This is a genomic window from Streptomyces sedi (assembly GCF_006335015.1).
GTDB lineage: Bacteria > Actinomycetota > Actinomycetes > Streptomycetales > Streptomycetaceae > Streptomyces > Streptomyces sedi.
Genome location: NZ_VDGT01000012.1, coordinates 169,186 through 194,472, shown reverse-complemented (window position 1 = coordinate 194,472; position 25,287 = coordinate 169,186). Strand labels below are relative to the sequence as shown.

The window sequence follows — 25,287 nt, the reverse complement described above, 5'->3', positions numbered from 1 at the left end:
GCGATGGCCGGGCGGTGCGCGGAAGTGGCTAGTTTCCGAGGGGAAAGCCCGGATATCCACGGGCTCAACCGGTTCGGAGGGACGCATGACTGATCGTCAGGAGACGGCAGAGGTTCTGGACCTGGTCCGCGCCGCTGTGCCCGTGATCGCGGCGCACGGCGCGGAGGCCGAGGAACGTGGCCAGGTGCCACGGGAGACGGTCAGGCTGCTCGACCAGGCCGGGGTGTTCCGCATGGCGGTGCCCGAGCGTTTCGGCGGCCTCGGCCGTCCGTTGGCCGAGCACGCCGAGGTGGTGAGCGAGGTGGCCGGTGCCTGCCCTTCGTCCGGCTGGAACATGACCATCTGGCTCACCGGCGCCGTCATGGCCGGCCTCTACCCGGACGAGACGCAGAAGGAGGTGTTCGACGGGGGCTCGGTCCGGGTGTCGCTCGGGTTCGCGCCGACCGGTCGCCTGCGGCCCGTCGACGGCGGCTATGTGCTCGACGGCCGCTGGAGCTACAACTCCGGTTGCCACCACGCCGACTGGAACTGTCTGGCCTCCGTCATCGAGCACGAGGACGGCAGCGAGGAGGAGGTCTTCGCGCTGGTCCCGATGCGGGAGCTGTCCATCGTCGACGACTGGGACGTCTCCGCCGGGCGTGGCACGGGCAGCGCGACGACCGTCGCCGAGGGGGTCTTCGTGCCGGTGCGGCGGACCGTCTCCTACGGCGGGGCCACCGTCGGGGAGACCGGTGAGCGCTGGAACGCGGGGCTGCCGGGACGCGAGTACGGGCTGGTCTCGTTCATCATGGCGCTGTACGCCTCGATGGCCACGGGCATCGCGCGCGGCGCCTACCAGCACTTCCTGGAGCGGATTCCGGGGCGCGGCATCACCTACACGTCGTGGGACGACCAGCGCCAGCACCCGCTGACGCAGCAGCAGGTGGCGGCGGCGGCCAACCGCATCGACGCGGGGGCGGCGCTCAACGGGCGGGTCATCGCGCTGGTGCAGGAGCGCACCGACGCCGGGGGGCAGCCGACCGACGCGGAGAAGGCGCAGGTCCGTGGGCAGACAGCGTTCGCCGCGGAGATGGCGAAGGAGGCCGTGGAGCTGCTGTACGCGCTCAGCGGCGCTTCGGTGATCAAGCGGAGCGTGCCGTTCCAGCGGTACCACCGCGACATTCTCGGCTTCACGCTGCACGCGCTGGCGCAGGTGCACACCAACCTGGAGGTGCAGGGCCGGGTGCTGCTGGGTCTTGACCCCGGCACCGAGATCCTCTGACCCACGGGGCCCTCTGGTCCACGCCGTGTGGAACGGGCCGCCGGCCGCCCCCGAGGGGGTGGCCGGCGGCCCGTTCCGTGGTGCCGTCAGTCCCGCGCGGGGGCGGGCGGGAAGTGGCCCTCCTCGACGAAGAACTCGACGTACCTGGCGAAGAGTTCACCGGTCAGCGGCGGGCAGACGATGCCGGTGCCCTCCAGCGCGGCCTCCGTCTCGCCGGTGTCCAGGACGGGGTAGAAGGCGTCGGTTTCGGTGGTCATCAGCTCGAACGCGTGCAGCAGCGGCAGCAGCGCGTTGTCCTTGTCGGCGCGCACCGCCTCGCGCCAGCGCCCGGGCTCCGCCTCGTCGAGGGGGTAGCCGAGCCGCCGCAGCTCGCGCACGCAGTCGGCGAGGGTCAACGAGCTGTCGTTGAACAGCTGGTAGGTGCCGCCGGCGCCGGCGGGGCGGGTGGAGATGCCCAGGATCGCGGCGCTGACGTAGTCCACGGGCAGCAGATGGAACCGGCCGCCGGGGTCCGCGGGCACCGACCCGGCCTGGATGAGGCCCTTGAGGCTGAGCCAGACGAAGTCGCGGGTCTGGCAGGCGCCGTTCTCCCGGTCGCCGGAGATGACGTCGACGCGGTAGACGGAGACCGGCAGGCCGCGTTCCCTGGCCAGCTCGATGACCTGCTCGGCGACCCACTTGCTGCGGAGATAGCCGCTGGGCAGCGCCTCGGCCGGGCCGGTCGGGTCGGTCACCCGCAGCGGCACGCCCGGGGTGACGGGCCCCTCGAAGACGCCGACGGTGGAGACGTGGTGGACGGGAACGGTGCGGTGCCTGGCGGCGAGCCGCAGGATCTCGCGGGTGCCGCGCACGTTGGCGTCGCGCAGCGCCTGGTAGGGCTTGAGCCAGTGGACGGAGGCGCCGGCGTGGTAGACGACGTCGACGGTGCGGGCCAGTGCGTCGAACCGCTCCTCGTCGAGCCCCAGTCGTTCCTCCGCGAGGTCGCCGACGACGACGGTGAGCCGCTCCTCCTCGATGTCCTCCAGGACGCGGTACCACTCCAGGCTGTCGCGCAGCCGCGCGCGGGCGGCGGCCTCGTCGGCGCCGCGCACCAGGCAGTGGACGCGGGCGGTGGTGGTGCGCATCAGGTCGCGCAGCAGGAACGCGCCGAGGAAGCCGCTGGCGCCGGTGAGCAGGATCTCCCGCGGGTCCTCGACGGTGCGGACCACGTCGGCGGCGGGTCGGATGTCGTCGTCGAGGCGGATGTCGGCCGCGTGGTCGACGGTGTCGGCGGCCGGCTCGGCCGCCTCGTCGGGGGCCAGCGCGGCCAGGAGGTGGTCGGTGAGGTCCCGCGGGGTGGGGTGGTCGAAGACCAGGGTGGCCGGGAGGGTGAGGCCGGTGAGGGCCGAGACCCGGTTGTGGAGTTCGACGGAGGTGAGCGAGTCCAGGCCCAGCTCGGGGAAGAGCCGGTCGGGCGCGATGCCCTCGGGCCCGGGGCGGCCCAGCACCCGGGCGGTCTCCTCCAGCAGGGCGGCGAGGAGCGTCTCCCGGCGTTCCCCGGCGTCGTGCGACGCGGCCAACCGGTCGGCGAGCGAGGCCCCTTCGGCGCCCGCGCCGTGGGCGGCGCTCCGCCGGGGGGCGGGGACCAGGGCGCGGAGCAGGGCGGGGACCCGGGGCTGCGCGCGGAGCGCCGCCAGGTCCAGCGGGCTGGCGACCGCGTCGGGCCGGCCGCCGCGCAGGGCGAGGTCGAAGAGGGCCAGGCCCTGGTCGGTGGCGACCGGGGGGAAGCCGCTCCGGGCCATCCGCGCGAGATCGGTCTCGGTGAGGTCGCCGGTGAGCTCCGACGCCTGCGCCCACAGGCCCCAGGCGAGTGAGGTGGCGGCCGTGGAGCGGGCGGCCCGGTGGTGGGCCAGCGCGTCGAGGAAGCCGTTGGCCGCGGCGTAGGTCGACTGCCCGGGCCCACCGACGGCGGCGGCGACCGAGGAGAAGACCACGAAAGCCGTCAGGTCGCACCCCCTGGTCAGGTCGTGCAGGTGCCAGGCGGCGTCGGCCTTGGGCCGCAGCACCCGAGCCAGCCGCTCGGGGGTCTGGGCGCCGAGGACGCCGTCGTCCAGGGTGCCGGCGGTGTGCACCACGCCGCGCAGCGGGTGTGCCTCGGGTATCGAGGCGAGCACCCCGGCGAGGGCCTCCCGGTCGGCGACGTCGCAGGCGGTGACGGTCACCGAGGCGCCCAGGGCGGCGAGTTCGGCGCGCAGCTCGGCGGCGCCCGGGGCCTTCGGGCCGCGCCGGCTGAGCAGCAGCAGGTGGCGGGCGCCGTGGGCCCGCACCAGGTGCCGGGCGAACAGCCCGCCCAGGGTGCCGGTGCCGCCGGTGATCAGCACGGTGCCCTCGGGGTCCCAGACGGGTGCCCCGGCGGCGGTCGGCCGTTCCTGGCGCACCAGCCGGGGCACCAGCAGCCGCGCCGACTCCCGTACCGCGCCCTGCGGTTCGCCGGAGGCGACCAGGGCGGAGAGGGCGGCCTCCAGGCCGGGCGCCGTCGGGTCGGGGGCGTCGGCGAGGACGATGCGGCCCGGCGCCTCGGACTGCGCGGAGCGCAACAGGCCCCAGGCCGCGGCGGCGCCGAGATCCCCGATGTCCTCCCCGTCGGCGGTGGAGACGGCGCCGCTGGTGAGCACGGTCAACGGGATGCCGTTGAGCGTGTCCTCGGCGAGCCAGCGCCGCGCCAGCTCCAGGGCCCGCCCCACGGTGGCGTGCGTGGACTCGGGGGGCGCGGCGCCGGCCGGGGAGGCGAGCCGGACCCGGACGGCGTCGACGCCGGCGCCGGACGCGACGGCGGCGGCGAGCGCCGCCAGCTCCGACTCGCCGCAGTCCGGGGCGAGTTCGGCCCAGCGCAGCGTCGCGGGCGGGAGCGGCGCCGGGGCCCAGGCGACGCGGAAGAGCGCGTCGTGGTCGCGGGTCCTGGCGGCGGTCAGCGCCCCGGGGGCGAGCGCGCCGAGGGTCACGGACTCGATGTCGGCGACCGGCCCGCCGGCCGGGTCGGCCAGCCGCAGCGTGTAACTCCCGGGCTCGGGGCGCGGGGTGAGCGTGGCGCGCACCTCGCGCGCGCCGGTGGCGTGCAGCCGCACGCCGGCCCAGCGGGTGGTGGCGGGCAGCGGGCCGAGCACCGGGCGCAGGGCCCCGTCGAGCAGCGCGGGGTGGATGCCGAACGCGTCGGCGCCCTCCGCCGCCTCGTCCGTCAGCCGGACCTCGGCGGCGAATCCGTCGCCGAGGCGCCAGGCGCCGGTCAGCACGGCCGTGCCCTCGGCGGCGGGCCGTTCCGGCGGCGCGTCCGCGTCGAACGGCTCGGCGCCGGCGGGCGGCCAGTCGGGGGCGGCGGGCGGCTCGGCGGTGAGGGGGCCCGCGGCAAGGCGGCCGTGGGCGTGGCGCAGCCACGAGGCCCCGGCCTCGCCGATCCTGGAGTGCGCGGTCAGCGCGCGCCGGCCCTCCGCGTCGGCGGCGCCCACCCTGAGCTGGAGCGTCAGCGCGCCCCTGGCGGGGAGCACCAGCGGCTCGTCCAGGGTCAGCTCCTCCACGACGGGGCAGCCGGTCTCGTCGCCGGCGCGGATCGCCAGCTCGGCGAGGACCGCGCCGGGCACGACGGGCTCGCCGCCCACCGTGTGCGCGGCGAGCCAGGGGTGGGTGCGGGCGGAGAGGGTGCCGGTGAACAGCGTCTCGTCGCTGTCGCCGAGCGGCGACGCCGTGCCGAGCAGCGGGTGTGCGACGTGGTCGAGGCCGAGCCCGGTGGCGTCGACGGCCGCCGCCGGCGCGTCCACCCAGTACCGGCGGTGCTGGAAGGCGTAGGAGGGCAACGGGACCCGGCGGGCGCCGGTGCCGGCGAAGAACGCCTCCCAGTCGACGTCCGCGCCGCTCAGCCGGAGTGCGGCCAACCCCTCGACGAGGGCGCGCTCCTCGGGGCGGTCGGCCCGTTGCAGGGTGACGGCGTCCGGGGCGCGCACGATGCGGGGGACCAGTGAGGTGAGGACGGCGTCGGGGCCGATCTCCACGAAGGTCCGCACCCCCTGCTCCTCCATCACCGACACCGCGTCCGCGAAACGCACCGACTCCCGCACCTGACGCACCCAGTAGTCCACCCCCGAGAACTCCTCACCCACCACCCCGCCCGTCAACGTCGACACCACGGGAACCCGCGCCGCACCGAACTCCACCCCCTTCAACACCGTCCGAAACTCCTCCAACATCGGGTCCATCAGCGCCGAGTGGAACGCGTGGGAGACCGACAACCGCCGCACCCGGCGGCCCAACCCGCCGAAGAACGCCGCCGCCTCCTCCACCGCACCGGCGTCCCCCGACACCACCACCGACGAGGGACCGTTCACCACACCCACCCCCACCTCACCCACACCCGAGAAGGAACCCAGCCACTCCCCCACCTCGCCCTCCGAAGCCTCCACCGCCACCATCGCGCCGCCCTCGGGCAGCGCCTCCATCAGCAGCGCCCGCGCCGCCACCACCCGACACGCGTCCTCCAACGACAACACCCCCACCACATGCGCCGCGGCCAACTCCCCCACCGAATGACCCGACACCCACCCCGGCCTCACACCCCACGACTCCACCAACCGAAACAACGCCACCTCAAAAGCGAACAACGCCGGCTGAGTCCACCCCGTACGACCCAAGTCCTCAGCCCCACCGAACATCACCCCACGCAGATCCCCACCCAACAACCCGTCCAGCACCCCGCACACCTCACCCAACGCCTCCGCGAACACCGGAAACGCCCGAACCAACCCCGACCCCATCCCCACCCGCTGCGCACCCTGACCGGTGAACAGGAACCCGATCCGGTCCGTGGGAACGGTCCCGTTCGCGGTCAGCGCCCGGGAGGGGTCGGCGGCCAACTCGCCCAGCGCGGCCTCCAGTTCCGGCCGGTCGGCGCCGGTCACCGCGGCCCGGTACTCGTGCGTGGTGCGGGTGGTGGCCAGGGAGAGCCCCACGTCGGCCGCGGTCAGCCCCGGGTGCTCGGCGAGATGGGAGAGCAGCCGCCGCGCCTGGTCGGCGAGGGCGCGTTCGCCACGTGCGGAGAGCATCCAGGGAACGGCGGGAAGGGCGGCCGTGGCCTCGGGGACACGCGCCGGCTCCTCGGGCGGCGCCTCCAGGATGACGTGCGCGTTGGTGCCGCTGACGCCGAACGAGGAGACCGCGGCCCGGCGCGGCCGGTCGGCGGCGGCCGGCCAGTCGCGTTCCTCGGTCAGCAGCTCGACGGAGCCGCTCGACCAGTCGACCATCGGGGAGGGCTCGTCCACGTGCAGGGTGCGCGGCAGGGTGCCGTGGCGCATCGCCTGCACCATCTTGATGACCCCGCCGACGCCGGCAGCGGCGACGGTGTGGCCGATGTTGGACTTCAACGAGCCCAGCAGCAGGGGACGTTCGGGGTCCCGGTCCCGGCCGTAGGTGGCCAGCAGCGCCCCCGCCTCGATCGGGTCCCCGAGCCGGGTACCGGTGCCATGCGCCTCCACCGCGTCCACCTCGCCGGGGGCGAGGCCCGCGTCCGCCAGCGCGGCGCGGATGACGCGCTCCTGGGAGGGACCGTTCGGCGCCGTCAGCCCGTTGGACGCCCCGTCCTGGTTCACGGCGGAGCCGCGCACCACGGCGAGTACCCGGTGCCCGTTGCGGCGGGCGTCGGAGAGCCGTTCGACGACGAGCAGGCCGACGCCCTCCGACCAGGAGGTGCCGTCGGCCGCCGCCGCGAACGACTTGATCCGCCCGTCGGGCGCCAGACCGCGCTGGCGGCTGAAGTCGACAAAGCCACCGGGCGTGCCGGTGACGGTGACGCCGCCGGCCAGCGCCAGCTCGGACTCGCCGCGCCGCACCGAGTCGACGGCCAGGTGGAGGGCGACCAGGGAAGAGGAGCAGGCGGTGTCCACCGAGAGCGCCGGGCCCTCAAGGCCGAAGGTGTAGGAGACGCGGCCGGAGGCGACGCTGCCGAGCTTGCCGGTCATCAGATAGCCCTCAAGCTCCTCGGGCCCCGAAAGGCCGAGATAGCTCTGCTCGATCACGCCGGCGAAGACGCCGGTGCGCGAGCCGCGCAGCGCCGCCGGGTCGATCCCGGCGTCCTCCAGCGCCTCCCAGGCGGTCTCCAGCAGCAGCCGCTGCTGGGGGTCCATCGCCAGCGCCTCGCGGGGGGAGATGCCGAAGAAGTCGGCGTCGAAGAGCGCCGCCCCTTCCAGGAATCCGGCCTCCCTGGTGTAGGAGGTGCCGAGGTGGTCGGGGTCCGGGTCGTAGAGCGCGTCCAGGTCCCAGCCGCGGTCCTCGGGGAACGGGCCGATCCCGTCCCCGCCCTCGGCGACCAGCCGCCACAGGTCGTCGGCTGAGGCGACGCCGCCGGGGAACCGGCAGGCCATGCCGACGATCACGACCGGCTCCTCGGCGGCCGACTCCAGCTCGGTGATCCGCTCCCGCGCCTTCTGGAGGTCGGCGGTCACCCACTTGAGGTAGTCGACCAGCTTCTCCTCCCTGCTGGGCGTGGACTGCGGCGAGGCGGTCGGAGCGGGCTTGTCAGCGGACATGCGAAGCAGCCTTTCGTGGATGCCGGGGCGCACGGTCCCCGGTCGCCGGGCGTGGCGCGCGGCTGAACGAACGAAGGGAGCGAGGGAAGGGCGCGGCGGGTCGGGTCAGTCGGCCGCCCGGCCGAGCCGGGAGTCGATGAAGTCGAAGATCTCGTCCGCGGAGGCGACCGCGATCAGCTCCTGTGCCTCGGCACCGTGGGAGCCGTGGGAGCCGGCAGCACCGTCGGAGCCGTCAGCACCGTGGGAGCCGTTGGCCGTGGAACCCCGCGCCGTGGAGCCGTGGGCGCCGCCGCCGAGCCGGGCGAGCAGGCCGCGCAGCCGGGTGCCGGCCTCGTCGCGGGCGCCGTGCTCCGACGGCAACGCCTCCAGCGCCGCCTCCAGTTGGTCGAGGCCGGCGAGCGCCTCGCGCGCCGGGTCGGCCGGCTCGGGCCTGGCGGCCCGCTCCACGAAGGCGGCGAGCGCGGCCGGGGTCGGGTGGTCGAAGACCACGGTCGGGGGCAGGCTGACGCCGGTGGTCCTGGTGAGCCGGTCGCGGAGCTCGACGGCGGTCATGGAGTCGAACCCCAGCTCCTGGAAGGCCCGGTCGGGGGCGATGCTCCCCGGGTCCGGGTGCTTGGTGACGGCGGCGACCAGACCGGTCACCAACTCCCTCACGTGCCGCTCCCGCTGTGTCCCGGTCAGCCCGCTCAGCTGCTCGGCGAGCGTCTCGGGCGCGGCGGGGGCCGGCTCGCCGGGGCCGGGGGCCGCGCCGGGGGCCGCGCCGGGCGCCGGGGCGGGGGCCGTTCCGGCGAGCGGGTCCAGCCAGTGGCGGGTGCGTTGGAAGGCGTAGGAGGGCAGCGGGACCCGGCGGGCACCGGTGCCGGCGAAGAACGCCTCCCAGTCCACGGGAACGCCCCGGCCGTGGAGTGCGCCGAGGGCCCGCACCACGGACTCGGGCTCCGGCTGGCGGGAGCGCACCGGAGCGAGCGCGGTGACGGCGTCCGGGCCGCGCACGATGCGGGGCACCAGTGAGGTGAGGACGGCGTCGGGGCCGATCTCCACGAAGACCCGCACCCCCTGCTCCTCCATCACCGACACCGCGTCCGCGAAACGCACCGACTCCCGCACCTGACGCACCCAGTAGTCCACCCCCGAGAACTCCTCACCCACCACCCCGCCCGTCAGCGTCGACACCACGGGAACCCGCGCCGCACCGAACTCCACCCCCTTCAGCACCGTCCGGAACTCCTCCAACATCGGGTCCATCAGAGGCGAGTGGAAGGCGTGGGAGACCCGGAGGCGGGTCTTCTTCCCCTCGAAGCGGTCGGCGATCCCGGTCACCGTGCCTTCGGCGCCGGAGACGACCACCGAGCGGGCGTCGTTGACCGCCGCGATCGCCACGTCGTCCCGGTCCCCGATCAGCGCGCGTGCGGTGGCCTCGTCGGTGGCCAACGCCACCATCGCGCCGCCCTCGGGCAGCGCCTCCATCAGCAGCGCCCGCGCCGCCACCACCCGGCACGCGTCCTCCAACGACAACACCCCCACCACATGCGCCGCGGCCAACTCCCCCACCGAATGACCCGACACCCACCCCGGCCTCACACCCCACGACTCCACCAACCGAAACAACGCCACCTCAAAAGCGAACAACGCCGGCTGAGTCCACCCCGTACGACCCAAATCCCCAACCCCACCGAACATCACCCCACGCAGATCCCCACCCAACAACCCGTCCAACACCCCGCACACCTCACCCAACGCCTCCGCGAACACCGGAAACGCCCGAACCAACTCCGACCCCATCCCCACCCGCTGCGCACCCTGACCCGAGAAGACGAACCCCAGCGCGCCGTCGCCCCGGGTGCGCGGGTCGAGAACGTTCAGCTCGTCGAGCAGCGCGGCACGGTCGCCGCCCACGGCCACGGCGCTGTGGTCGAGGGCGGCGCGGCCGGTGGCGAGGGTGTACGCCACGTCGAGGGGGGCGAGCGCCGGGTTCCGTTCCAGATGGGTGCGGAGCCGTTCCGCCTGGGCGGCCAGGGCGGCGGGCGTGCGGCCACTCAACAGCCAGGGCAGCGCCGCCAGTTCACGAGGGAGGGGCGGGGCGTCGGGCGCCGGCTCCTCGGCGGGGGTCTCGGCGGTCGGCTCCTCGATCACGACGTGCGCGTTGGTGCCGCCGAAGCCGAACGAGGAGACCGCGGCCCGGCGCGGCCGGTCGGCGGCGGCCGGCCAGTCGCGTTCCTCGGTCAGCAGCTCGACGGAGCCGTCCGACCAGTCGACCATCGGCGAGGGCTCGTCCACGTGCAGGGTGCGCGGCAGGGTGCCGTGGCGCATCGCCTCCACCATCTTGATGACCCCGCCGACGCCCGCCGCGGCCTGGGCGTGCCCGATGTTCGACTTCAACGACCCCAGGTACAGCGGCGCGTCCTCCCTCTCCCGGCCGTAGGTGGCCAGCAGCGCCCCCGCCTCGATCGGGTCCCCGAGCCGGGTACCGGTGCCATGCGCCTCCACCGCGTCCACCTCAGCCGCCCGCAACCCCGCATCCGCCAGCGCGGCACGGATAACCCTCTCCTGCGAGGGACCGTTCGGCGCCGTCAGCCCGTTGGACGCCCCGTCCTGGTTCACGGCCGAACCACGCACCACCGCCAACACCCGGTGCCCGTTGCGCCGCGCGTCGGAGAGCCGCTCGACCAGCAGCAGCCCCACGCCCTCCGACCAGCCGACGCCGTCCGCGTCCGCGCCGAAGGACTTGCAGCGGCCGTCGGGCGCGAGACCGCGCAGTCGGGAGAACTCGACGAAGGCGACCGGCGTGGACATCACCGTGGCGCCTCCGGCCAGGGCCAGGTCGCACTCGCCGTTGCGCAGGGCGCTCACCGCCAGGTGCAGGGCGACCAGCGACGAGGAGCAGGCGGTGTCGACGCTGACCGAGGGGCCCTCGAAGCCGAGGGTGTAGGAGAGCCGGCCGGCCGCGATGCTGCCGGCGCTGCCGCTGAAGAGATAGCCCTCGGAGTCCTCGGGGGGCAGGCCGGGCCGGGAGCCGTAGTCGCTGTACATCAGCCCGGTGAAGACGCCGGTGCGGGAGCCGTGCAGGGCGTCGGCGTCGAGGCCCGCGTGCTCGAACGCCTCCCACGCCGTCTCCAGCAGCAGCCGCTGCTGGGGGTCGACGGCCGCGGCCTCGCGGGCGGACATCCCGAAGAACTCGTGGTCGAAGAGGGCCGCGTCGCGCAGGAAGCCGCCCTCCCTCGCGTAGGAGGTGCCGGCGTGCTCCGGGTCCGGGTCGTAGAGCGCCTCCACGTCCCAGCCGCGGTCCTCGGGCAGCGGGCCGACGGCGTCCGTGCCGTCGGCGACCAGCCGCCACAGCTCCTCGGGCGAGGAGACCCCGCCCGGGTAGCGGCAGGCCATGCCGACGATCGCGATCGGCTCGTAGCGCCGCTCCTTCAGCTCGCGCAGCTGCCGGCGCGCGTCCCGCGCGTCGGCGACGGCCTTCCTGAGGTAGTCGCGCAGCTTCTCCTCGCCCGCCATGGTCGTTCAACTCCCGTTGTCGTGAGGTGTGTTCGGGTGTCCGGGTGCTTCGGGGATCAGGGAAGGGCCGGGTCAGTCGCGTTCGTCCACGAGGGCGAAGAGCTCCTCGTCGGTGGCCGCCTCCAGGTCGTCGTCGGCGCTCTCGGCGGCGCCGGCGGCGGAGTCGGCCGTGGCGAGCAGTTCGCGCAGCCGCGCGGTGATCCGGTCGCGGGCCTCGCCGTCGGCCGAGACCGAGGCGATGACGGTCCGCAACCGGGACAGCTCGGCGAGCACGGGCTCGTCGGGGGTGGTCTCCCCGATGTCGAGGTGCCCGGCGAGATGGGCGGCGACAGCCCTGGGGGTCGGATGGTCGAAGACCAGCGTGCTGGGCAGCCGCAGCCCGGTCTCGGCGTTGAGCTGGTTGCGCAGCTCCAGGGCGGTCAGCGAGTCGAAGCCGAGTTCCTGGACGGGACGTTCGGGGTCGACGGCGGAGTGGTCGGCGTGGCCGAGCACGGCGGCGACCCTCGCCCGCACCAGGTCCGTGAGCACGCGGTCCCGTTCGGCGGGCGGCAGCGGCGCCAGCCGCTCGGCCAGCGGGGGGCCGCCGGCCTGGGCGGCGCCGGCGGTCGCCCGGTTCCGCCTGGCGGGGGAACGGACCAGGCCGCGCAGCACGGCGGGGAGTTGGTCCCTTCCGGCGGCTTCCCGCAGGGCGCGGGGGTCGAGCCGGGTGACGGCCAGCACGCTCTCCTCCAGCGCGGGCGCGGCGTCGAGCAGGGCCAGCGCGTCGTCGGTCGCCAGCGGGAGCAGGCCCGAGCGGGCGAGTCGGCGCAGGTCGGTGTCGGCGAGATGCCCGGAGAGTTCGCTGGACTGCTCCCACAGCCCCCAGGCGAGGGAGAGTCCGGGCAGCCCGGAGGCCCTGCGGTGCGCGGCCAACGCGTCGAGGAACGCGTTCGCCGCCGCGTAGTTGCCCTGGCCCGCCGTCCCCAGCAACCCGGCCATGGACGAGTAGAGGACGAACGCCGACAGTCCCAGACCCCGCGTCAGCTCGTGCAGATGCCACGCCGCCTCGGCCTTGGGCCGGGCGACCGCCGCCAGGCGCTCGGGCGTCAGCCCCTCCACCGTGGCGTCGTCGAGCACGCCGGCGGTGTGCACCACCGCCGACAGGCCGTCACCGACGCGGCCGAGCAGCGCCTCGACCTGGTCGCGCTCCCCCACGTCACATGCCTCCACGCGCACCCGGGCCCCCGCGTGCGCGAGGTCGGCGACCAACTGCTCGGCGCCCGGCGCGGCCGAGCCGCGCCGGCTCACCAGCACCACCTCCCGCACCCCGTGCACCGCCACCACATGGCGCGCCACCCACGCGCCCAGCCCACCCGTGCCGCCCGTCACCAGGACCGCGCCGTCCCCGAAGGGCGCGGCGCCCCCGGCGGCGGAAGCGGCGGGTGCCGTGGTGGCCAGCCGGGGGACGAGGAGCGCGTCGCCGCGCACCGCGCACTGCGGCTCGCCCTCGGCGACGAGCCGGGGCAGCGCCTCGGCGGCCTTCGCCGGGTCGTCGAGGTCGACGAGCTGGACGCGTCCCGGGTGTTCGGAGGCGACGGAGCGCAGCAGCCCCCAGAGCGGGGCGTGCACGAGGTCGGTGACGTCCTCGTCCGGCGCGGCGGCGACGGCGCGGCGGGTGAGGGCGACCAGCCGGGTGGTGGCGAGCCGCTCGTCGGCGAGCCAGCCCTGGACGTCGGCCAGCGCGCCGGCGAGCGCGGCGTGCGCGGCCTCGGGCACGGCGGTGCCGGTGTCCCCCTCGTCGAGGTACGGCAGCAGCAGCACGCCGGGCGCGGGCGCGCCCTCGTCGAGCGCGCCCAGCAGCGCCGCGCGGTCGGCGTACACCGGGGTGCCGGCGGGGACCGTGGTCTCGGTGGCGCCGAGCACGGCCCAACCGTCGGTGCCGGCCGCTTCGCCGGCCTCGGGCAGCGGCGTCCAGTCGATCCGCAGCAGCCCGTCGGCGCGGGCGCCCGCGGTGGCCAGGACGTCGGCGGCCAGCGGACGCAAGGCCAACTCCTCGACGGTGGCCAGCGTCGCGCCGTTCTCGTCGGCGACGGTCAGGGCGACCACCGGGGAATCGGCCTCGCCGGAGCGGACCAGCCGCACCCGCAGGGCCGAGGCGCCGCCGGCGTCGACCCGGACGCCCGCCCAGGAGAAGGGCAGCAGCGCCGGCCCGGCGTCGGCCGCGACCCCGGGGAGCAGGGTGTGCAACGCGGCGTCGAGCAGCGCCGGGTGGAGCGCGAACCGGGCGGCGGCGGCGCGGTGTTCGGCGTCGAGCGCCACCTCCGCGTACAGCTCGTCGATGCCCTCGCCCGCGGTCCAGAGCCGGCGCAGGTTGCGGAAGGCCGGGCCGTAGGCGTAGCCGAGTTCGGCGATCCTGGCGTAGGCGCCCTCCAGGTCGGTCTCGGTGGCGCCGGGCGGCGGCCAGGCGGCCAACGGCGCGTCGGCGGCCGGCACTTCGGCGGGGCGAAGCGTGCCGTGCGCGTGCGGGGTCCACTCGTCCCCGTCGAGGGCGTCCTCGGGCCTGGAGTGGACCCGCACCGGGCGGGCGCCTCCGTCGTCGGCGGCGCCGACGGTCACCTGGAGCCGGACGCCGCCGCGTTCGGGCAGCGTCAGCGGGACGGCGAGGGTCAGCTCGTCGACGGTGGGCGTCCCGGCGCGTTCGCCGGCGGCCAGCGCGATCTCCAGCAGCCCTGTGCCGGGCACGAGCACGGTGCCGGCGACGGCGTGGTCCACCAGCCAGGGGTGGGTGTGGCGGGAGATCCGGCCGGTGAAGACGTGCTCGTCGCGGTCGGCGAGCGCGGTGCCGGCGCCGAGCAGCGGGTGGTCGGCAGCGGTCAGCCCGAAGCCGCCCGCGTCGCCGGCCGTGTCGGGGGCGTCCAGCCAGTAGCGCTGCCGCTGGAAGGCGTAGGAGGGCAGCTCGGTGGGCCGCCCGCCGGGGAAGAACGTCTCCCAGCGCGGCGTGGCACCGCGTGCCGCGAGCAGCCCGACGGCCGCGGTGAACGTCGCGCCCTCGGGCCGGCCCCGGCGCAGGGCGGGGGCGACCGCGCCCGGCTCGGCGGTGAGCGAGGCCTGGACCAGCGCGGTCAGCACGCCGTCGGGGCCGAGCTCCAGCCACTCGGTGACGCCCCGCTCCTCCAGCAGGCGGACGCCGTCGAGGAAGCGGACGGGACGGCGGATGTGGCGCGCCCAGTAGTCGGGCGAGGCGAGTTCCTCGGGGGTGGCGAGCGCGCCGGTGACGTTGGAGACGATCGGGACGCGGGGCGCCCGGTAGGTGAGGCCGGCGGCCAGCGCGCGGAACTCGTCGAGCACGCCGTCCATGTGCGGCGAGTGGAACGCGTGGCTGACCGGCAGGCGGCGGACGCGTCCGCCGCGTTCCCTGAAGTGGCCGGCCAGCTCGTCGACGGCGTCGTCGTCTCCGGAGACGACGGTGGAGGTGGGCGAGTTGACGGCGGCGATCGCGACCCGGTCGCCGTAGGGCGCGAGGGCCTCCCGCACCTGCTCCTCGGTGGCCTCCAGCGCCGCCATGGCGCCGCCCTCGCGGGCGGACTGCATCAGCCGGCCGCGCCCCGCGACCAGGGCGGCGGCGTCGGTCAGGTCCAGCACGCCCGCGAGATGGGCGGCGGTCACCTCGCCCACGGAGTGGCCGAGCAGGTAGTCGGGGGTGATCCCGTGGTGCTCGACCAGCCGGAACAGCGCGGTCTCCACGGCGAAGAGCGCGGCCTGGGTGTAGGCGGTCTGGTCCAGCAGCGCCGAGTCCGCGGAGTCCTCGGGCGCGAAGAGCACGGACTCCAGCGGCCGGACCAGCGCCCGGTTCAGCTCCGCGCACACCGCGTCGAGCGCGGCGGCGAACACCGGGGAGGCGGCGTACAGTTCGCGGCCCATCCCGAGCCGCTGGGCGCCCTGGCCGGTCAGCAGGAACGCGGTCCCGCCGCGGGCGCCGGCGGGGACGCGCGGCGCGTGGGGGGCGTTCTCGCCCCGGGCGAGAACGGCGAGCCCGTCGAGGAGTTCCTCGCGGTCGGCGGCCACGACCAGCGCGCGGTGTGCGTGCGGGGTGCGGGTGGTGGCCAGGGAGTGGCCGACGTCGGCCAGCGGCGTCTCGGGGTGCGCGACCAGGTGGGCGCGCAGCCGTTCGGCCTGGGCGGCCAGGGCCTCGGCGCTGTGCGCGCTGAGCGGCCAGGGGGCTCCGGTGGCGGGCGGCGCGGCGCCGGGCTCACCGTCGGGCTCGGGCTCGGGCTCCTCGATGACGACATGGGCGTTGGTGCCGCTGATGCCGAACGAGGAGATCCCGGCGCGGCGCGGCCGGTCGGCGGTGGCGGGCCAGTCGCGTTCCTCGGTCAGCAGCTCGACGGAGCCGTCCGACCAGTCGACCATCGGGGAGGGCCGCTCGGCGTGGAGGGTGCGCGGGAGGGTGCCGTGGCGCATCGCCTCGACCATCTTGATGATGCCGCCGACGCCCGCCGCGGCCTGGGCGTGCCCGATGTTGGACTTCAACGAGCCCAGCAGCAGGGGGCGTTCGGGGTCCCGGTCCTGGCCGTAGGTGGCCAGCAGCGCCTGGGCCTCGATCGGGTCGCCCAGCCGGGTGCCGGTGCCGTGCGCCTCGACCGCGTCGATCTCGGCGGGGGCGAGCCCCGCGTTGCCGAGGGCCTGGCGGATGACCCGTTCCTGGGAGGGGCCGTTGGGCGCCGTCAGCCCGTTGGACGCCCCGTCCTGGTTGACGGCGGAGCCGCGCACCACCGCCAGCACCCGGTGCCCGTTGCGGCGGGCGTCGGAGAGCCGTTCGACCAGCAGCAGGCCGACGCCCTCCGACCAGCCGACGCCGTCCGCGTCCGCGCCGAAGGACCGGCAGCGGCCGTCGGGCGAGAGTCCGCGCTGCCGGGAGAACTCGACGAAGACGTTCGGGCCCGCCATCACGGTGACCCCGCCGGCCAGCGCGAGGTCGCACTCGCCGTTGCGCAGGGCGTTGGCCGCGAGGTGCAGGGCGACCAGCGAGGAGGAGCAGGCGGTGTCGACGGTGACGGCGGGGCCCTCGAAGCCGTAGGTGTAGGAGAGCCGTCCCGAGACGACGCTGGAGAGGTTGCCGGCCAGCAGGAAGCCCTCGTACTCCTCCGGGCTGGCGGCCAGCCGCGAGACGTAGTCGTCGTACATGGCGCCGACGAAGACGCCGGTGCCGGAGCCGCGCAGGGCGGCGGGGTCCAGCCTCGCGTTCTCGAACGTCTCCCAGGCGGTCTCCAGCAGCAGCCGGTGCTGCGGGTCCATCGCGACGGCCTCGCGGGGGCTGATGCCGAAGAAAGCCGGGTCGAACCGGTCGGCCTCGTGCAGGAAGCCGCCGTGCCGCACATAGGAGGTGCCGGTGTGCTCGGGGTCCGGGTCGTAGAGGGCGTCCAGGTCCCAGCCCCGGTTCTCGGGGAACGGGCCGACGGCGTCCGTGCCGTCGGCGACCAGCCGCCACAGCTCCTCGGGCGAGGAGACCCCGCCCGGGTAGCGGCAGGCCATGCCGACGATCGCGATCGGCTCGTCGGTGGGGGTCGGGACCGGCCGGCGCGTGGCGGTGGCCGCGCCGGCGGTGGCGCCCGTCAGCCGGGACAGCAGGAAGTCGGTGACGGCCCGCGGTGACGGGTGGTCGAAGACGACGGTGGTGGGCAGCCGCAGTCCGGTGGCGGCGTTGAGCCGGTTGCGCAGCTCGACGCCGGCCAGCGAGTCGAAGCCCATCTCCTTGAACGCCCGACCGGCGTCCAGCCGGCGCGGGTCGGCGTGGCCGAGGACGCCGGCGACGGTGGTGCGCACCAGGTCGAGCACGGTCTCGGCGCGCTCGTCCTCGGCGAGTGCGGCCATCCGCTCGGCCCAGTCGGCGCCGCCCGCCGCCCCGGCGGCGGCGCGGCGGGGCCTGCCGCGCACCAGGGCGCGCAGCAGGGGCGCGGGTTCGCGGTCGGCGGCGCGCCGCGCGGAGAGGTCGAACGCGGCGGGGACGCGCAGGGCGTGCGGGCCGGCGAGGGAGGCGTCGAGCAGCGCGAGGCCGTGTTCGGCGGCCAGCGGGCGGAGGCCGGAACGGTTCCAGCGGGCCAGCTCGGTCTCGTCGAGGGTGGCGCCCATGCCCCGCTCACCGCCCCACAGGCCCCAGGCGAGGGAGAGCCCCGGCAGCCCGGAGGCCGCGCGGTGCGCCGCCAACGCGTCCAGGAACGCGTTCGCCGCCGCGTAGTTCCCCTGCCCGCCCGTCCCCAGCAGCCCCGCCACCGAGGAGAAGAGGACGAACGCCGACAGTTCCCGATCGCGCGTCAGCTCGTGCAGATGCCACGCCGCCTCGGCCTTCGGCCGGGCGACCGCGGCCAACCGCTCGGGCGTCAGGCCCTCGACCGTCGCGTCGTCCAGCACCCCCGCCGTGTGCACCACCGCCGACACCCCGTCGCCCACCCGGCCCCACAACGCGGCCAGCTGCTCCCGGTCACCCACGTCGCACGCCTCCACCCGCACGCGCGCGCCCGCCTCCTCAAGGTCCGCCACCAGCTCCCCCGCACCCGGCGCGGAAGCCCCGCGGCGGCTCACCAGCACCACCTCCCGCACCCCGTGCACCGCCACCACGTGGCGCGCCACCCACGCGCCCAGCCCACCGGTGCCGCCCGTCACCAGGACCGCGCCGTCCCCGAGGGGCGCGGCGTCGTCGGGGTCGGGGGCGGTGGCGCGGACGAGCCGGGGCGCGCGGAGTTCGCCGTCGCGGAGCGCGAGCTGCGGCTCGCCGGCGACGAGCGCGGCGGCGAGGTGCCGGTCGCCGGCGGCGAGTTCGCGGTCGGTGTCGAGGAGGATCAGGCGGTCCGGGTGCTCGGACTGCGCCGAGCGCGACAGGCCCCAGACGGGGGCCGCCGCCAGGTCCCCGACGTCCTCGCCGGGGACCGCCGCGACCGCGCCCTCGGTGACGACCAGCAGCTTCGCGCCGTCCAGGCGCGGGTCGGCGAGGAGGCTCTGGAGCAGCTCCAGGAAGGCCGTGGTCGTCCGGTGCGCGGCGGCGGGCGGCGCCTCCGGCCCGCCGGCCGGGTCGGTGAGCGCGGAGACGCGGACCACCAGGGCGTCCGCGGCGGGCGGTTCGGCCGGCGGCCCGGCCCGGTCGATCTCGACGAGTCGGGACTCGGCCCCCTCCGGTGCCGGCGTCGCGACCGGCGTCCACACGAGGTCGTACAGCCCCTCGGGGCGGCGGGCGGTGACGGCGGCGAGCCGTTCGGGGTCGATGGGCCGCAGGGTGAGCTCGTCCAGGGAGAGCACGGGCCGCCCGGCCGGGTCGAACGCGGCCAGCGCGTAGCTGTCGGGCCCGGTCGGGGTGACGCGGGCACGCAGCGCCGTGGCGCCGGTGGCGTGCAGCGTCGCGCCGGTCCAGGCGAACGGCAGCCGGACGCCGTCGGTCTCCCCGCCGGCGGCGGCGTGCAGCACGACCGGGTGCAGCAGCGCGTCGAAGAGCGCGGGGTGCAGCCCGAACCGCTCGGCGGCGGCGTGCTGTCGCTCCGGCAGCGCCACCTCGACCCACAGCTCCTCACCGGACCGCCACAGCGCGGTCAGTCCCTGGAACGCGGGGCCGTAGCCGTAGCCCAGCTCGGCGAGCCGGTCGTAGGCGTCGTCGACGGGCCGCGGTGTCGCGCCGGCCGGCGGCCACTGCGCGGGGGCGGCGGGCGTCTGGTCGGTGGCGGCGCCGCCGAGCACGCCGGAGGCGTGCCGGGTCCACGGCTCCTGGGCGCCGGCGTCGGTGTCGGGCCTGGCGTGGACGGCGAAGGCGCGTCCGCCGTCCGGCTCGGGGGAGCCGACGGACACCTGCACGCGCACGGCGCCGCGTTCCGGCAGCGTCAGCGGCGCCTCAAGCGTCAGCTCCGCTATCCGGTCGGTCTCGGTGGGGAGGCCGGCGGCGAAGGCGAGTTCGAGGAAGGCGGTGGCGGGCACGAGGACGGTGCCGCCGACGGCGTGGTCGGCGAGCCAGGGGTGGGTGTCGACGGAGAGCCGCCCGGTGAGCAGCACGTCGTCCCGGCCGGCCACCTCCAGCGTGGTGTGCAGCAGCGGGTGGTCGGCCGGGTCGAGGCCGAGCCCGCGCGCGTCGGAGCGGCCGGCGGGTGCCAGCCAGTGGTGCGCGCGTTGGAAGGCGTAGGTCGGCAGGTCGACGCGGCGCCCGCCCGGGTGGAGCGTGGCGCCGTCCAGCGGCGCGCCGTTGGCCCAGGCGAGGGTGAGCCCGGCGGTCAGCGTCTCCGGCTCGGGGCGCCCGGCGCGCAGCAGCGGCACGGTGGCGGCGCCGTCGCCGAGGGCGGTGCCGGCGAGCGAGGTGAGCACGGCGTCGGGCCCCATCTCGACGTGGACGGTGGCGCCCTGGCGGGAGAGTTCGCGGACCGCGTCGAGGAACCTGACGGGGCGGCGGATCTGCCGCGTCCAGTAGCCGGGGTCGGTCAGCTCCTCGGGGGTGGCGAGCGCGCCGGTGACGGTGGAGACCAGCGGGATGCGGGGGGCGCGCAGGTCGAGCCCGTCGACGACCTCGCGGAACTCGTCGAGCACGTCGTCCATGTGCGGCGAGTGGAACGCGTGGCTGACGCGCAGCCGGCGGGTCCTGCGTCCCCGGGCGCGCCAGCGTTCGGCGAGCGCGTCGACGGCGTCCGCGTCGCCCGAGACGACGACGGCGGTGGGGCCGTTGACGGCGGCCAGCGCGAGCCGGTCGCCGAACTCGTCGAGGTCGTCGGCGAGTTCGGCCTCCTCGGCCTCGACGGCCGCCATCGCGCCGCCGTCGCGGGCCGACTGCATCAGCCGGCCGCGCGCGGTGACCAGGCGGGCGGCGTCGGCCAGGTCGAGCACGTCGGCGGCGTGCGCGGCGGCGATCTCGCCGATCGAGTGGCCGGCCAGCAGGTCGGGGACCGTGCCGTGGTGCTCGGCGAGGCGGAAGAGCGCGGTCTCCACGGCGAAGAGCGCGGGCTGCGTGTAGGCGGTCAGGTCCAGCGCCGCCGCCTCGGCGGTGCCCTCCTCGGCGAACATCACCTCGCGCAGCGGCATGTCCAGGTGCGGGTCGAACGCGGCGCACACCTCGTCGAGCGCGGCGGCGAACACCGGGGAGGACTCGTACAGTTCACGGCCCATCCCGGGGCGCTGGGCGCCCTGCCCGGCGAAGAGGAAGGCGGTGCGGCCGGCTCCGGCGGCGCCGCCGGAGCGGACGGCCGGCGAGGGCGCGCCGGTGGCGAGGGCGTCCAGCGCGGCGCGCAGTTCCTCGGGGGTGGCGCCGGTGAGGACGGCGCGCTCGGGCAGCGCGGTCCTGGTGGCGGCCAGCGACCAGCCGACGTCGACGGGCCGCGTCCCCGGGTGGGCGTCCAGGTGGGCGCGCAGCCGTTCGGCCTGGGCGGCCAGGGCCTCGGCGCTGTGCGCGCTGAGCAGCCAGGGGCCGGGGGGTTCGGGGGCGGTCTCGGGCTCGGGCGTCGCGGGCTCCGTCTCCGGGGCCGCCTCGATGACGACATGGGCGTTGGTGCCGCTGATGCCGAACGAGGAGACCCCGGCGCGGCGCGGCCGGTCGGCGGCGGCGGCGGGCCAGTCGCGTTCCTCGGTCAGCAGCTCGACGGAGCCGTCCGACCAGTCGACCATCGGGGAGGGCTCGTCCACGTGCAGGGTGCGCGGCAGGGTGCCGTGGCGCATCGCCTCCACCATCTTGATGACCCCGCCGACGCCTGCCGCGGCCTGGGCGTGCCCGATGTTCGACTTCAACGAGCCCAGCAGCAGGGGGCGTTCGGGGTCCCGGTCCCGGCCGTAGGTGGCCAGCAGCGCCCCCGCCTCGATCGGGTCCCCGAGCCGGGTACCGGTGCCGTGCGCCTCCACCGCGTCCACCTCGCCGGGAGCGAGGCCCGCATCCGCCAGCGCGGCACGGATCACCCGCTCCTGCGAGGGACCGTTCGGCGCCGTCAGCCCGTTGGACGCCCCGTCCTGGTTCACGGCCGAACCACGCACCACCGCCAACACCCGGTGCCCGTTGCGCCGCGCGTCGGAGAGCCGCTCGACCAGCAGCAGCCCCACGCCCTCCGACCAGGAGGTGCCGTCGGCCGCCGCCGCGAAGGACTTGACCCGCCCGTCGGGCGCCAGACCGCGCTGGCGGGAGAACTCGACGAACATGCCGGGCGAGGACATCACGGTGGCGCCGCCGGCGAGGGCGAGCGTCGTCTCGCCGGAACGCAGCGAACGCAGCGCCATGTGGAGGGCGACCAGCGAGGAGGAGCAGGCGGTGTCGACGGTCACGGCCGGCCCGACCAGGCCCAGCTGGTAGGCGATGCGGCCGGAGAGCACGCTCGGCGTGGTGCCGGTGAGGACATGGCCCTCGACGGTCTCGGCCGCCTCGTGCATCCGGGGGCCGTACTCCAGGGCGGTGGCCCCGACGAAGACGCCGGTGCGGCTGCCCCTGAGCGCCGAGGTGTCCAGCCCGGCGCGTTCCACCGCCTCCCAGGCGGTCTCCAGCAGCAGCCGCTGCTGCGGGTCCATGGCCAGCGCCTCGCGGGGCGAGATGCCGAAGAACTCGTTGTCGAACAGGGCCGCGTCGTCGAGGAATCCCCCCGCGCGGACCGCGCCCCGGCCGTCCTCGCCGTCCAGCGGCGCGAGGTCCCAGCCCCGGTCGTCGGGGAGGCCGGAGATGGCGTCGCCGCCCTCGGCGACGATCCGCCACAGCTCCTCGGGCGAGGAGACCCCGCCCGGGTAGCGGCAGGCCATGCCGACGATCGCGATCGGCTCGTCGGCGGCGACGGCGGCGATGTCCTCCGTCCCGTCCTCGGCGGCGCCGGCCAGCATCGTGTCCAGGCGGGCGATCAGGGCGGCGGGCGTCGGATGGTCGAAGAGCAGCCCGCCGGGCAGCCGCAGGCCGGTGGCCGCGGCGAGCGCGTCGCGCAGCTCGACGGACATCAGCGAGTCGAGGCCCAGTTCCTTGAACGTGGCGTGCGTCTCCACCCGGCGGCCCTCGGGGTAGCCGAGGACGGCGGCGACCCGCTCCAGCACGACGGCGGTGGCGTCGGCCCCGACCATCCGCCGCCGCGCGGGCCGCGCGGGCCCGCCGGGCGCGGCGGGTCCCGCCTCGGTCAGGGTGGCGGCGCGGGCGGTGCCGTCGATCCAGTAGCGGTCCCGCTGGAACGCGTAGGTGGGCAGCGCCAGGCGCGGCGCCGGGCCTTCGTCGTCGTCGGCGTGCACGGCGGCCCAGTCCAGGTGGGTGCCCCGGACGAAGGCGGCGGCGAGGGCGGCGAGCAGGCGTTCCCGTTCGGGCTTGCCGGTGCGCAGCACGCCGAACGCCTTGACCGTGTCGGGGTCGCGCACCGAGTTGTTGGCCATGGTGGCGCAGACGGTGTCCGGCCCCAGCTCCACCATGGTGGTGGCGCCCTGGGCCTCCAGCGTCCGGACGGTCTCCAGGAAGCGGACCGGGCGGCGCACCTCCTCCACCCAGTAGTCGGGGTCGGTCCACTGGCCGGGGACGACGGGTTCGCCGGTGACGGTGGAGACGGCGGCGATCCGCGGCTCGTGGTACTCCAACTCGTGGGCGACGCGGCCGAACTCCTCCAGCATGGGAACGATCAGCGGCGAGTGGGAGGCCATCGGAATGGGCAGCCTGCGCACCCGGCGGCCCCAGGCGGCGACCTGCTCGGCGACGACGGTGACCCGTGCGTCCGCGCCGGAGAGCACTAGGGCGAGCGGGCCGTTGATGGCGGCGACGGCGGCCTCGTCCTCGTGGCCCTCCAGCAGCGGCAGCACCTCCTCCTCGCTGGCCTCGACGGCGACCATGACGCCGCCGGGCGGCAGCGCCCGCATCAGCCGGCCGCGGGCGGCGACCAGCTTGGCGGCGTCGGGCAGCGACAGCACGCCGGCGACGTGCGCGGCGGAGATCTCGCCGATGGAGTGGCCGGCGACCAGGTCGGCGGTCACGCCCCAGGAGGCGACCAGCCGGTAGAGCGCGACCTCGATCGCGAAGAGCGCCGGCTGGGCGTACGCGGTGTTGTCGATGCCGTCGCCGGTGGCGACGACCTCGGCCAGCGGCCGGTCGAGCAGCGGGGTGAAGGCGTCGCAGATCTCCCGGTAGGCGGCGGCGAACTCCGGGAAGGCGGCGCTCAGTTCGCCGCCCATGCCGGTGCGCTGGGAGCCCTGGCCCGAGAAGAGCCAGGCGGTGCGCCCCGGCCTCGCCTCGCCGGTGACGACGTGGCCGGCGAAGCCGCCGGCGGCCAGCGCGTCGAGCCCGTCGAGCATCCCGCGCCGGTTCTCGCCGAGGATGACGGCGCGGTGCTCGAAGACGGTGCGGGTGGCGGCGAGCGCGCGGCCGACGGCGGCGGGGCGCGGGGCGCCCTCGCCGTCGAGGGCGTCCCGCAGCCGTTCCGCCTGGGCCTGGAGAGCCTCCTCGCCACGGGCGGAGACCACCCAGGGCAGCGGGGCGCCCTCGTCGTCCCGGGGCCCGGTGGGCTCGGCCGCGGTCGGCGCGTCGGGGCTCTCGGCGAGCACGACGTGCGCGTTGGTGCCGCCCATGCCGAACGAGGAGACGCCCGCCACCAGGGGCCGCTCGGGCGCGGGCCAGTCGGAGTGGGTGTCCTGGACGGCCAGGCCCAGCTCGTCGAGCGGGATGTCGGGGTGGGGCGTGGCGAAGTTGAGGCTCGCCGGCAGGGCGCGGTGGCGCAGCGCCAGCACGGTCTTGACCAGCCCGGTGATGCCGGCGGCGCCCTCCAGGTGGCCGATGTTGGTCTTCACCGAGCCGACGCGCAGCGGCCGGCCGTCGGCGCGGGCGGCGCCGAGGGCCGCGCCGAGCGCGGCGGCCTCGATCGGGTCGCCGACGGGGGTGCCGGTGCCGTGCAGTTCGACGTACTGCACCAGCGCCGGGTCGACGCCGGCCCGTTCGTACGCCGCGCGCAGCACCCGCTCCTGGGCGTCGCGGCCGGGAACGGTCAGGCCCGGGGTGGAGCCGTCGTTGTTGACGGCGCTGCCGCGGATGACGGCGAGGACGGTGTCCCCGTCGGCGCGGGCCGTACTCAGCGGCTTGAGGACGACGGCGGCTCCGCCCTCGCCCCGGACGAAGCCGTTGGCGCGGGCGTCGAAGGTGTAGGTGGTGCCGTCGGGCGAGAGTCCGCCGAACCGCTCCTCGGTGACGGCGCCCTCGGCGAGGATGTTCAGGTTGACGCCGGCGACGATGGCGGCCTCCGCCTCGCCGGAGCGCAGCGACTCGCAGGCCAGGTGGACGGCGACGAGCGAGGACGACTGGGCGGAGTCCACGGTGAGGCTGGGGCCGTGCAGCCCCAGGTGGTAGGAGACCCGGTTGGCGATGACGCCCCGGTTGACGCCGGCCATGCTGTGCTGGGTGATGGCGGCGGCGCCGTACTGGTAGAGCAGGGCCGCGTAGTCCTCGCGGAGCGTGCCGACGAAGACGGCGGTGCGGCTGCCGCGCAGCGCGGCGGGCACGACACCGGCGTCCTCCAGCGCCTCCCAGGCGAGTTCGAGGACGAGCCGCTGCTGCGGGTCCATCGTGACGGCCTCGCGGGGCGCGACGCCGAAGAAGCCCGCGTCGAAGGTGTCGACCGAGTCGAGGAAGCCGCCGCGCCGCATCCCCGGGAGCGTGCCCTCCGGCTCGGGCTCGCCGGTCGCCGAACGCCAACGGCCCTCCGGCACGGGGGTGATGGCGTCCGTGCCGGCGCTCAGCAGGTGCCAGAACGCCTCGGGGCCATCCGCCCCCGGCAGGCGGCAGGCCAGCCCGACGACCGCGATCGTCTCGTCCTCGTCGCCGTGCCGCGCGGTGGTTGCCGACTCGTGCTGATTCGTCATCTCGCTCGACTGCCTTTCCGGCCGAATTGCCAGGACCTCTGAGCAACCGCTGAGCAGCGGACGCAACTCGCTGGCCGATCGTAGGCAGGGCGTTCTCTCCTTTCCGTCAGTGGCCGACCTCGAACGACTCATCGCTTTCAGGAAAGGCCGGAGGATTACCGGGCGATGAGTGGTCGGCAGAGCGGGGCGGGCTAA

Annotated in this window: 3 protein-coding genes and 1 pseudogene; 1 reads left to right on the top strand and 3 read right to left on the bottom strand. The window is 76.0% G+C overall.

Annotated features, from left to right (window positions below; all coding sequences use genetic code 11):
* Positions 1–85: 85 nt before the first annotated feature.
* A complete protein-coding gene (locus FH715_RS17340; RefSeq protein ID WP_139646278.1) occupies positions 86–1,261 on the top strand; it encodes an acyl-CoA dehydrogenase family protein in 1,176 nt (391 codons plus the stop codon).
* 86 nt (positions 1,262–1,347) lie between these two features.
* Here the strand turns inward: FH715_RS17340 and FH715_RS17335 are convergent, their stop codons facing one another.
* The 3 genes and pseudogenes from FH715_RS17335 to FH715_RS17325 all read right to left on the bottom strand — a co-directional run bounded on the left by FH715_RS17335 (position 1,348) and on the right by FH715_RS17325 (position 25,092).
* On the bottom strand, positions 1,348–7,809 hold the full coding sequence (locus FH715_RS17335; RefSeq protein ID WP_139646276.1) for a type I polyketide synthase: 6,462 nt from the start codon (positions 7,807–7,809) through the stop codon (positions 1,348–1,350).
* A gap of 105 nt (positions 7,810–7,914) precedes the next feature.
* Positions 7,915–11,289, bottom strand: a pseudogene (locus FH715_RS17330) (type I polyketide synthase); the annotation flags it as partial.
* 90 nt (positions 11,290–11,379) lie between these two features.
* Positions 11,380–25,092, bottom strand: a complete 13,713-nt coding sequence (locus tag FH715_RS17325; protein ID WP_139646271.1) for a type I polyketide synthase — start codon at positions 25,090–25,092, stop codon at positions 11,380–11,382.
* Positions 25,093–25,287 lie beyond the last annotated feature (195 nt).